Consider the following 11,872-nt stretch of genomic DNA (forward strand, 5'->3'; position numbering starts at 1 on the left):
CATACTTTGATAATTGAACGCTGATAAAAATGACTTAATGACCACGTAGTAAATGACCCAATGAAATAAGAAAATGATTAAAAACTATATCAAAACAGCATGGCGTAACCTGGTTATCAATAGGGTTACTTCATTAATAAGTATCGCGGGATTGGCAGTTGGGATAGGCTGCTTTATATTATTGGCTACCTATTTGTTAAATGAGTTGAGATACGATAGGTTTCATGCTAATGCCAATCGTATTGTCAGGGTGGTTTACAATTATAAATCGTCGGATGATGCCGAGGCAAAATCGGTAGCGGTAACGCCTACTGCACCAGTACCTGTATTTAAACAGCAATTGCAGGAAATTGAGGATGGCGTGCGGATTTACTGGTACAATAACCCGGTACAATACCAGGATAAGCTATTCAACGAAAAACGGTTTTTATTGGCCGATGCGCCATTTTTCAAAATCTTTAGCTTTAAGTTTTTGAGAGGGAACGCCGCGACTGCGCTTAAAGATCCATCGGCTGTGGTGATTACGGCATCTATAGCAAAAAAATACTTTGGTAATGAAGATGCCTTAGGTAAAGTTTTGAAGGTAAACAACAAACAAAATATGATGGTTACCGGCGTGGTTGAGGATGTGCCGGAATACTCTCAGATCAAGTTTGATATGATAGGCTCGTACGCTATTACCGAACACTCCAAAACACGCAGATGGGATTCGGCAAACGATTATTCTTACCTGTTGTTAAAGCCAGGTGTTAATGCGGCTTCGGTTCAGCAAAAAATGAATACCTACGTGGCCGATATGTTCAAGGATGATTTCAGGCAGGGCCATAAAATGTGGTTCACGCTTGAACCGTTGACCGATGTTCACCTAAAATCCGAAGCTACATATTCGCTCACACCATCGGGCAATATTAAATACATTTATATTTTGGGTGCCGTGGCAGTTATACTACTGCTTTTGGCCTGTGTTAACTTCCTGAACCTGGTTACAGCGAAAGCCATTGAGCGGGGGCACGAAATAGGTGTACGCAAGGTAATGGGCGCGGCCCGGCCCCAGCTTTTTACGCAGTTTATCATCGAATCGGCCATGATCACCCTCGTATCATTGCTGGGCGGGTTATTTTTGGCTGATATTAGTTTTAAATGGTTCAGCGATTTTTCAGGACAGCAGTTAAGCCTTCAAACCTGGAACACTTCATGGTTGATCATGGCGCTTGCCGGTTTGTTTATAGTGGTTACTTTTTTAGCGGGAACTTATCCGTCGTTATACCTGTCGTCATTTAATCCTATAATTACTTTAAAAGGGAAACTTACCAATACTTCGGGTGGCAGAACATTACGCCGGTCGTTGGTTATTTTTCAATTCGTAGTATCTGTATTCTTCATGATCTGTACGGTTATAGCGGGTAGCCAATTACAATATATCCAGCATTTAAATATCGGTATCGACAGGTCGCAGGTAATGGTGATTGATATTGGTGGTAAATCGCTAAAAGATATTAAGTCATTTAATAACGAGGTAACGCAATTACCAGGCGTACTTAATGCGACTGCCTCGTATGATTCGCCGGTAGATGTTCATGGAGGATATAGCATTAACCACGCCGATGGTAAAAACAGCGATTATAATCTTTCGGTAACGGCGTTGCCGGTTGAACGCAACTTTTTAAAAACGCTTGGTATTAAACTGGTGCAAGGCATTGATTTTACAGACGCCGATGAAAAACGTTCGACCGAGGCCGATGAAAACAAACGCAGCTATGGGTTTATCATCAATGAAAAAGCAGCCAACGCGCTGGGCTGGAAGGCTAACGAAGCAGTAGGTAAACACATTGGCCTTAACGGGCGAACCGGTGAAATAAGGGGAGTGGTACAAAATTTCAACTTTGCATCGGTACACCAGGAAATTACACCTATAGTAATGTTTACAGAGGATTATTTTGGCAAGGTACTTATCAAAACATCCGGAAATAATCTTACACAAACTATATCGGCAGTAAAAGAAAAATGGACTGCCTTTAACCCGGCTACGCCGTTTGAATATCATTTCCTCGATCAGGAGTTTGATGATATGTATAAAGCCGAGCAGCGCACAGGGTCAATATTAACCGCGTTTACCCTGGTTACTATTTTTATCTCCTGTTTGGGTTTATTCGGACTGGCGGTATTTTCAACCAGGCAAAGGGTAAAGGAAGTTGGCGTGCGCAAAGTTTTGGGAGCAAGCGTTTTCAGTATTGTAAAGCTTGTTTCCGGCGATTTCCTAAAATTGGTGATCATATCTGTTATCATCGCCTCGCCGATAGCCTGGTATGCTATGCACCGCTGGCTGCAGGATTTTGCCTATAAAATCAACATCCAGATCTGGGTATTTATTGCAGCCGGTGCCGTGGCGATATTCATCGCCTTTATCACTGTAAGCGTGCAATCACTCAGGGCGGCTCTTGCCAACCCGGTAAAGAGTTTGCGTTCGGGAGATTAGTTTGGGAGCGTTAACTCCTAAAATTAAAAAGTGCGTCATTGCGAGGAACGAAGCAATCTCCGATTAGCAGGTTCGCCCTGTATAGTTTGGGATTGCTTCGTTCCTCGCAATGACGCTTTTTTATGGTACATGACTTTTCGATAATTTGGTCAGCAACTAAATCTGACAACCCGAATCCGCCTAACCTCTAATCTTTAACCTCAGCTCCCCAAAAACACTGTATCATAATCGAACGCATTCTGTTACATAAGCGTACAGTAATAATTTGGTAATATCATTTAATGCATTGATAGTTAGTTAGATATAACTTTGGTATGTTATTGATATGTTAATCGCAAAATGATGAGTATTATTGTTTAACTCATTTATTTATAAACAAACTAATTCAATAATTAAAAATGTTATCACTGCAGCATATTTCAAAGTATTTCCAGGTAGGGGGCAACAGAAACATCATCCTGAACGATTTGAGCCTTGAGGTTGACGAAGGCGAATTCATTTCTATCATGGGCCCTTCAGGTTCTGGCAAATCAACATTATTAAATATCATTGGTATGCTGGACGAGCCGTCAGATGGTTACCATTACTTTGAGGGGCATGCAGTGCATCAGCTTAAAGAAAAACAGCGTTCGGCTTTGTATAAACAATACATTGGTTTTGTTTTCCAGGCATATCACTTAATTGACGAGCTTACCGTTTACGAAAACATTGAAACGCCGCTTATTTACCAGGACTTTAAAAGTGCCGAACGTAAAGCGATGGTAGCCGATATGCTCGACCGCTTTAGCATTGTTGGCAAAAAAGACCTTTTCCCTGCGCAGTTGTCAGGCGGGCAACAACAGTTGGTGGGTATAGCCCGCGCGCTTATCGCCAAGCCAAAATTGTTATTGGCCGACGAACCTACAGGTAACCTCAACTCCAAACAAGGCGAGGAGATTATGGAGCTATTCCGCAAGCTTAATAAAGAAGATGGCGTAACTATTATACAGGTTACCCACTCCGAAAAAAATGCCGAATACGGTTCGCGCATTATCGACTTGCTGGACGGCAGGATCGATTCATCAAGAAAACTCTGAACTCAATAATAAAATGCGATACTATAAATTACTATTTCTCGGTCTTGTTGTATTTGGAAACTTAAAGGCTTACGGCCAGGCCCCGGCAGATTCTGTGCTTACTTTACAGCAATGTATTGATCTTGCAATTAAAAACAACCTCGATGTTAAAAAGAGCGAATTGCAAATGCAAACACAGGAGATTGCCTATAACCAGGCACGTGAAAACCTGCTGCCTTCAATTAACGGCAACGTAAGTCATAATATAAGCAATGGTCGTAGCCAGGACCCTACAAATTATAACTACGTAACACAGCAAATTACCTATGCCCAGTATAACCTGAACAGTAACCTGACATTGTTTAACGGCATGAGCCTTATTAACAATATCAAACGTTACTCATTGGCATACCAGGCTGGTAAAATGGATTTTCAACAGGCGAAGGATCTGGTTACTTTAAATGTTATTACTGCCTATTTGCAGGTGCTTGATAATGAAGATCTGCTAAAGGCAACCGATATACAAGTTGAACAAGCCCAGAAACAGGTAGACAGGTTGGTAATATTGAATAAAGACGGTGCTACGCCACCTGCTACTTTGTATGATTTGAAAGGCACACTTGCTACCAGTAAGATTGGCGCGGTTAATACCAGGGCCGCGATGGGAATTTCAAAGATCAACTTGTTGCAGATCATGAATGTGCCATTGGATAAGAGCGTTAAACTTGCTCGCCTATCTGCCGATCAGTTGCCCGGAAGTTATGATAAAAATGCCGAAGAGATTTATACTAAGGCGTTAAATGACCTGGCATTGGTTAAAGCTTATGACCTGCGCTTAAAAAGTGCCGAAAAAGAAGTGAAATCTGCCAAAGGTGCTTTGTGGCCAACTATCTCGGCATTCGGATCGTTGGCAACCAACTACTCAAGTACCGGTAATACAGGTTATTATTCGCAATTAAAAAATAACTATAGTTCAGGCTTTGGCGTTGGGTTGAGCATTCCTATCCTTAACTATTTCCAAAACCGTAATAAGGTAGCCCTGGCCCGTATCGATCTGCAAACTGCTAAATACAATAATGATTTTACAAAGATCCAGTTAAAGCAGAATATCGATCAGGCTTATATTAACATGACATCGGCACTTGAGCGCTATCATTTATTGCGCGACCAGGTTGATGCCTACGCCGAATCGTACCGGATTGCCGAAGTTAAATTTAACTCGGGTGCTATTACTTCTGTTGATTTTGTGATAGCTAAGTCAAACTATGACCAGGCTAATACCAACCTGATCAACGCACGGTATGATTATTTTATCCGTACCAAAATACTTGATTACTACCAGGGCAACTTAGCGCTTTGATGTAATTGTTTAAGATTAATAAAAACCTATACTTTTATTACCGATTAACAGTTAAATATCTGGTTAAACTTTTACCGAACTTATCGGTTGGGTTTGGCCGGATATTTCTATTTTAGCGCCAGTTTTGCAAACAATATTGCTTGCAAAACATTAATACATCACTCCAAACACCTAATAAAAATGAAAAAATCAATTTTACTTATCTTCTCTATTTTTTTACTGTCAATTGGCGTATCAAAAGCGCAGGTTATACCGAGCTTTTCGTTTGGTTTAAAAGGCGGTTTAAACTATTCAACTTTTCCCTCTAACGGCGTTTTTAACAATGATAATAAAGCAGGCTACCAGGCTGGTGCCTGGGCACGTATTGGCGGCTTAGGCTTCATTTTTCAGCCGGAACTTTATTTTGCTGATAAAAGCGTTACTGTAAACAATGGCGGTGTTTCAAACAAACAAAGCTTTAAAAGTTTTGATGTTCCATTGTTAATTGGTGCTAAAGTTGGCGCCTTAGGCTTGGGCGGCAGGTTTTATGGTGGGCCTGTGCTTTCATTTACTACAAGTAAGGACAATGCTTTCAATGATGCAACCGCTTTAAGGTATAAAGATGCCAACTATGCTATCCAGGTAGGAGCGGGCGTTGATATCAGCAGTTTTTCTGTTGACCTGCGTTACGAAGGTGGTTTAAACAAAATTCCTTATGGCAATGATAACTCACATACGCGCGTAAGCTTGTTTAGCCTTTCTTTAGCCTATAAATTATTCTCTTTATAATTCTCAGCTTATTAAAAAATATAGGAAGACCTGCCGGGAACGGCGGGTCTTTTTTTGCTTTAGGCGATATTTTGAATTTTACTGTTGATTAACCCGGATCAAAGGCCTTTGTTTTTTGTCCATTTATTGAATGCAAACCAACTAATGAATAGATGAGTGATCATTTTAGAGCTATATGTTGTTAATTAATGGTTAATTTATATTTTGATGGGAAACCTTTTTTGAAATTTCTTCGTAAAAAGTAACTAATAATAAATGAAGGTTACTTATGCGCTTGAGGGCCGTCTTAAAAATATCATATAAACCAGTTCTATTAATTCTTCTAAATCTTTGTTTTTTTACGGGTAAAGCCCTTGCTGTTTATACATTTAACTGGACAGCAGGTGCGCTAACAACCGATTGGGCAACTCCAGGCAATTGGTCGGTTTCTGGAACGGGAACAGGTACACTTTATCCCGGTGCAAGCGGAAGAACAGACGATATCGTGAATTTTGGCGTAACCGGGTCTGTATTTACCCTTCAACCGGTTTTGGCTACCGGCGTCACTGTAGGTTCTATTACATTTGGCAGTATTCAGTATCTTTCAACCTATGTACTTACCGGTACCACATTAACAGGCACGGTTTTGACAGTTAACGGCGCTACACTTACCGTAACAGGAGATATTAATCAGAACTATAACTCAAGCAGCACTGCAACGAGTATTTTTAATGACATCAGGGGGACAGGAACTGTTACATGTGCCAATATACAGTTTGGCAGCGCTTCTTCTGTAACAACCACCGCCTTTTCGTTTTTAATTTTGGAATCTACCGGGTTTACGGTTACTAATAATGTAAACATTAATTTGAATGTTAAGCAGCAAAACGGTAGTGGAATCAGGCTTGAAGGCGGCACGATGACCATAAATGGTCAGATTAATTTTGTTAACAGGGGCGTTACTTCAAAAAACTCCGGTTATTTCACCGTGAATGCCCGTACCTCATATAAAACAACCAATACCAACACAAACCCTACTTTAGTTTTAACCAATGCTAATGCTCTTGGTACATTGGTCGCCACCTATTCGTCAGTGAATTTTTATGGTGACCATAACCCGGGCGGGAAAGCTACGGTTAGGTATACCGCGGCAAGCCCTTTAATATATACCACTGCTACGCTTACATTTGGTTCTGGTGGTGGTGCTGTGGACGCTAACGGCGCGACTAATCCCACTTACGATAACCTGGTAATCCAGGGTACGGGAACGGCCGTTATAGGTGGCTCAACCGCTACGGGTTACACCAGCTACCTCGTTATTGACTCTACGTTAACAACCAATTCAAATACGTCTTTTTCAAACGCAACAAATACTATCACCACGATAGGTGCATCCGGAGGAACAGGAGCAAGTTGGACAAACGCGGCTTCTGTAACAGTAGCGGGAGGAAGTGGAAGTATTGATATCAACGGTACACTGACCAACTCGGGCACCATGACTATGGGAACAGGCGCATTGAATATAGCTAAAGACTATACCAACACCGGTACCTTTACGGCAAATTCTACTCCTACTATTACATTTGATGGCACAACCCAGACGCTCACTGATGCTACCACTAATGGCACAGCTTTTTACAATGTAACCTTTACAACGGGCGGAACCAAAACAATGGCCTCGGGCAGTAAATTTACTATCGCGCCTACCTACACCTTAAACGTCAATACTTCATCCATACTTGCGGTGGGTAACGCAACTGCGACTACAACAGCGCTTACATTACTTTCTACCTCTGCCGGCGACGCAAGTATCGGCACCTTGGCTGCTGGTTCTATTACGGGCAGCATCAATGTTCAGCGCTATGTGAAGGGCACACTGCGCCGATATATGCTGATGTCATCGCCTGTAACGAATACGACAACAACATTTACAACAACCGGCTCGCTTCCTACCTATAATCTCATCCCGCTTATTGCAACCACTTATATAACAGGCCCGGGAGGTTCAACCAATGGTTTCGACAATGCCACGGCTACGGGTAATAGTCCTTCGGTATTTGTTTACGATGAAAACGCCCCTGTTACAGCTGATATAAATCAGGTGGTGAATAATGAATACAAGCCTTTCAGTTCGACAAGTCAGGGTTTGCCGGCAGCTAATGGTTTTTTATACTATTTCAGGGGAAGCAGGAGTGTGGTGAACCCATTTGTGAGGCCATTCCCGGCAACGGATAATGCCACATTAAACTTTTTTGGCGCGGTTATTAAAGGTTCGGGAGCCACTAATGCGCAGTTAACCGCAAATATAATTAATTTCCCTGCTACGCCGCCAACCTATTATACCGCTACCGCGGTAAGTGCACCCGCTACTTTGTCATATAGCGCAAGTACTCCAGCAATAAAGAAAGGCCTTAATCTTATTGGTAATCCATATGCTTCTGTAATTGACCTTCATGCACTTTACGCTGCTAACACTACCAATAAATTTTACTACATGTTGATTAAGGATACAAATACGGGAACCAATAGTTCGTCAACCAAATTTGCATTATATGACGCAAGTGTGGGTACTACAGGTTCCGCTGGCACTGGTGCAAGCAGGTATGCCTTATCCGGTCAGGGCTTTTTTACTGTAGCAACTTCTGCCTCGGCTATTAAGTTTGATGAATCCATGAAAGTAGCGTACTCAAGTTATACTCCTCCAACTAATCCTGTATTTAACGTGGTGGGCAACCCCGGTAAAAACATCGCAGCTTCATTTGCTTCGAGCGTACCAATCAATGATGGAGATATTTTGCCTCGTATTACTATGGAATTGGCACAGGATACGATAATACATAACTCTACCGATATCAATTTCGATGGAAACGCCTCTGCCAAATTTGTTCCGGGCGAAGACGCTCCATATTATCAGCCTTCAGGACAGGGAGATTTGTTTTATTCTTTAAGCAGCGATTCAATAGGCTGTTTTGCCAACTACACCAGTAACCTCGAAAAATTAAAGCGGATAAACCTGATTGTTACTTTCTCTAATTATGGAACATATAAGCTTACAGCACCAATAAAAAAGAATATCGATCCAAGGTATTCCATCTATCTGAAAGATAAATACACCAATGATTCGCTTGATGTTGTTCATAATGATGAGTACGCGTTCAAGGTAGAATCGAATGCGGCCAGCTATGCGCATGACAGGTTCTATCTTTCTATTGGTATAGTTCCGGGGCATGATTACCGCCTGATAAGCTTTACCGGAAAAAAGGTTACACAGGGAATAACCTTAAACTGGGAAACCAATAACGAGAGTAATTTTACAGGTTTCGGCGTTCAGAAAAGTGCCGACGGGGGCAAGACGTTTTTAACTATAGATAGCCTGCGGTCAACAGGCGCTGGCAAATATGCTTACACTGATCCAACACCCGGTACAGGCCAAATCATTTACAGACTTAGCCAAAACCTTGTAACAGGCGAAAATAAACTTTCTGATAAACTCACTTTTCAAATACAACCGGGCTCTGGCGTAAATAAGTTCCTGGTTTATCCAACAGTAGTTTCGGCCAGTACGGTTAATATAAAATTAGAACAAACATCTGCCAATCAGGTTAAGATAAATATAGTTAGTCCTTCGGGCGCAATTGTAAAAAAACTATCAGCAACAGGCACAAACACTATACAGGAAAATGTTACCGGTTTAAGCCGGGGCCTTTACATAGTAGTTGCGGTTAATGAAAGCACGGGTGATAGAATTGGAAGTGGAATGTTTTTTAAACAATAACAGTATGTGTGTATTATCTATGATCGTATCAAAATGGAAATCCATAATAGCTTTTACAATAATAAATTTGCTTACGGTATCCCTAACCTTTGCGGATCCGGGCGATGGGCTTTGTGATGGTAACGATGGCGGACCTGATGGTTGTCCCTTAGATACCTGGGTATGGGTGCTCATGATAGTAGCCGTAGTGTTTACCGCGCGGCACCTGATCCGGCAAAATAAATCAAATACAAGCCTTGAGCAACGGGCTTAATGGTTGTATTTAAGTTCCATTAAAATATTCCTCAAAAATTACTTGCTGTCTTCCTAAGCAAAGCGGTGTTGTTTTATTACAGAAATAAATCATATTGATATACAATTGGTTGTGCTATTATCTGTATCTTGACCAATAAAACAACCTGCTATGAAACACTTTTTTAAATGTGCACTACCTGCTTTACTGGCATTTATGGTACAGGGCGTTTCTGCCCAAACCCACCGGTTAGAAAAGCTTTGGGAAACTGATTCCGTTGTACGGGTCCCTGAATCGGTTTTACCTGATTTTAAAAAACAGATTTTATACGTATCCGAAATTGGTGGAAACTCCAACACCGCTGCTGGTAAAGGAGGGGTTGCCAAAATAGGTTTGGATGGCAAAATCATCGACCTTGATTTTACAACAGACTTAAACTCTGCTAAAGGCATGGGACGGTTTGGCGACAAATTATATGTAGCCGATCTGTCGGAACTTGTTGTTATTGATATCAAAACAGGCAAAGTGATCAATAAAATAGTTATCGACAGCGCTAAAGTTTTAAATGATGTTACTGTTGATTCAAAGGGTGTGGTTTATGTATCAGATAGCAAAACCTTCAAGATCCACCGCGTTGAAAAAGGAAAGGTAACCACCTTCTTAACTCAAGTAACCGGTGTTAACGGGCTTAAAGCAATAGATAACGACCTGTATATCATGAGCGGGCCGAAGTTTATGAAAGCCGACAGCAAAGGTAATTTAACACAGGTGGCAACGATTACTTGCAATGGCGATGGCCTTGAACCGGTTGGTAATGGCGATTTCCTGATTACTTGCTGGGCTGGGCATATATTTTATGTATCTGCGGATGGGAAAGTAGAAGTACTGCTTGATTCAGAAGCGCAAAAGATGAGTACTGCCGACCTGGGTTATGATACCGTTAATCATATTTTATACGTGCCGACCTTTTTTTCGAAGAAAGTAGTGGCGTACAAGCTTGTAAACAATTAATATACCCGTCGATAATTTAGGCTGGTATTAACACAAAAGAAGCCCTGCTAACCGAGTCAGCAGGGCTTCTTTTTTTAGTTCAAGTATTTTATTTGGCAGGAGTAATAACGATATTCCTGTAATCGATAGGGCCGTGATCGCCTTGAATCAATAGCGGACCTGGTTCGCCTTCTTTACTGTCGATAGCCCCGCCTGTAATACCCGGAATTTCCTGCTGGCATATTACCATAGTGCCGTTAGCTACAATTGTAACCAACCTGCCTACGAGGGTAATATCGTATGATTGCCATTCGCCGGCGTTTTTTGCCATCATTTTATTAGGAGGCAGGAAACCATAAATGGCGCTAAACTGGTTATTAATTGGTTCCGGTTCGCCGGTTTTGGTATCAATTACCTGTACCTCATAACGCCCTCTCAGATAAACGCCGCTGTTGCTGCCTTTCTGGTAACGAAACTCGATATGTAATTTAAAGTCGCTAAATTTTTGATCGGTGATAAGATTGGCGCCGGAGTGTTTGCTTCTTAAAATGCCGGATTCAACTACCCATTGATTTTTGCCATCGGTATGCCAGCCTTTGGTATCTGTACCATTAAACAGTTTAACAGGTTTACCCCATACCGGTGCTTTTGTCCGGGTCATTGACGGTGCACGCACGCCTGTAAAATGGTAAGTCACGCCATCGGTATAAACCATCGTGCCGCTTAACTCTTCGCCCTTAACCTCAAACTCAAAATCCATATTGCGGTTTCCTTCTTCCCATTGTGGAGGGATAGAGAAGCTGTACTTTCCGTTATTTGGTTTTACCTCCGATATCGGTCGTGCGCTTCCGAAGGCATAAGTGAACCGGCCGATGAGGGTATGTGTACCAGATTTCTGAACTTCCAGCCATGATGGAATACTTTTGCCGCCTTTGTCCATAGTGATATCCCAGCGACCGATAACGGCAGGATCTTTTATCTGCTGGGCTTTTGCCTCCGAAATTATCAGAAGCAGTAATGCAGCAATAATCTGCGTGCGGAAAAAACGGTAAGTTTTGGTTTGGTTAGTGGTAGTTTGGTTTCTCATAATATTTAAATCTACAAACTAACATTCAATATTTTAACTAAACGATTGATTTTTTGATGTGTCAAGCTGACACACACTTCGATAACTATTACCTGTACGTCGATTAGTTTTTGCCCACGGTCTATTACGGTTTAGGAAGTTTGTGATTTT

General features: G+C 41.6%; 8 protein-coding genes. 7 read left to right on the forward strand and 1 reads right to left on the reverse strand.

All coding sequences use genetic code 11. From position 1 onward, the window contains the following. Window positions 1-73: 73 nt before the first annotated feature. The 7 genes from EAH55_RS23155 to EAH55_RS23185 all read left to right on the forward strand — a co-directional run bounded on the left by EAH55_RS23155 (window position 74) and on the right by EAH55_RS23185 (window position 10,656). Window positions 74-2,476, forward strand: coding sequence for an ABC transporter permease (locus EAH55_RS23155; protein ID WP_121811771.1), 2,403 nt, complete (start codon window positions 74-76; stop codon window positions 2,474-2,476). A 398-nt stretch (window positions 2,477-2,874) separates the two neighbouring features. After that, on the forward strand, window positions 2,875-3,552 hold the full coding sequence (locus tag EAH55_RS23160) for an ABC transporter ATP-binding protein (protein WP_112569202.1): 678 nt from the start codon (window positions 2,875-2,877) through the stop codon (window positions 3,550-3,552). Window positions 3,553-3,565: 13 nt separating this feature from the next. Further along, window positions 3,566-4,891 (forward strand): TolC family protein, encoded by a 1,326-nt coding sequence (locus EAH55_RS23165; RefSeq protein ID WP_121811772.1) that lies wholly within the window; start codon window positions 3,566-3,568, stop codon window positions 4,889-4,891. A 180-nt stretch (window positions 4,892-5,071) separates the two neighbouring features. Then, the gene (locus EAH55_RS23170) at window positions 5,072-5,659 is read left to right on the forward strand and encodes a porin family protein (RefSeq protein WP_114938532.1); all 588 of its coding nucleotides are present in this window, start codon (window positions 5,072-5,074) and stop codon (window positions 5,657-5,659) included. Between the two features lie 268 nt (window positions 5,660-5,927). Then, complete coding sequence (locus tag EAH55_RS23175) at window positions 5,928-9,413, forward strand: hypothetical protein (protein WP_121811773.1); 3,486 nt, start codon at window positions 5,928-5,930, stop codon at window positions 9,411-9,413. Window positions 9,414-9,417: 4 nt separating this feature from the next. Next, a complete protein-coding gene (locus EAH55_RS23180; protein ID WP_154402356.1) occupies window positions 9,418-9,666 on the forward strand; it encodes a hypothetical protein in 249 nt (82 codons plus the stop codon). Window positions 9,667-9,816: 150 nt separating this feature from the next. Next, the gene (locus tag EAH55_RS23185; protein WP_244228329.1) at window positions 9,817-10,656 is read left to right on the forward strand and encodes an SMP-30/gluconolactonase/LRE family protein; all 840 of its coding nucleotides are present in this window, start codon (window positions 9,817-9,819) and stop codon (window positions 10,654-10,656) included. 88 nt (window positions 10,657-10,744) lie between these two features. On the opposite strand, the gene EAH55_RS23190 is transcribed toward EAH55_RS23185, so the two are convergent. Further along, window positions 10,745-11,722 carry a 3-keto-disaccharide hydrolase gene (locus tag EAH55_RS23190; protein WP_121811775.1) on the reverse strand — a complete coding sequence of 326 codons (978 nt, stop codon included), beginning with the start codon at window positions 11,720-11,722 and terminating at the stop codon, window positions 10,745-10,747. Between the last annotated feature and the right edge of the window lie 150 nt (window positions 11,723-11,872).

This window comes from Mucilaginibacter kameinonensis (assembly GCF_003675385.1).
Lineage (GTDB): Bacteria > Bacteroidota > Bacteroidia > Sphingobacteriales > Sphingobacteriaceae > Mucilaginibacter > Mucilaginibacter kameinonensis.

What these genes read in the sequence shown, in the direction of transcription:
- EAH55_RS23155 (WP_121811771.1), top strand. Translation starts at nt 74, where the DNA reads ATGATTAAAAACTATATCAAAACAGCATGGCGTAACCTGGTTATCAAT.
- EAH55_RS23160 (WP_112569202.1), top strand. Translation starts at nt 2,875, where the DNA reads ATGTTATCACTGCAGCATATTTCAAAGTATTTCCAGGTAGGGGGCAAC.
- EAH55_RS23165 (WP_121811772.1), top strand. Translation starts at nt 3,566, where the DNA reads ATGCGATACTATAAATTACTATTTCTCGGTCTTGTTGTATTTGGAAAC.
- EAH55_RS23170 (WP_114938532.1), top strand. Translation starts at nt 5,072, where the DNA reads ATGAAAAAATCAATTTTACTTATCTTCTCTATTTTTTTACTGTCAATT.
- EAH55_RS23175 (WP_121811773.1), top strand. Translation starts at nt 5,928, where the DNA reads ATGCGCTTGAGGGCCGTCTTAAAAATATCATATAAACCAGTTCTATTA.
- EAH55_RS23180 (WP_154402356.1), top strand. Translation starts at nt 9,418, where the DNA reads ATGTGTGTATTATCTATGATCGTATCAAAATGGAAATCCATAATAGCT.
- EAH55_RS23185 (WP_244228329.1), top strand. Translation starts at nt 9,817, where the DNA reads ATGAAACACTTTTTTAAATGTGCACTACCTGCTTTACTGGCATTTATG.
- EAH55_RS23190 (WP_121811775.1), bottom strand. Translation starts at nt 11,722, where the DNA reads ATGAGAAACCAAACTACCACTAACCAAACCAAAACTTACCGTTTTTTC.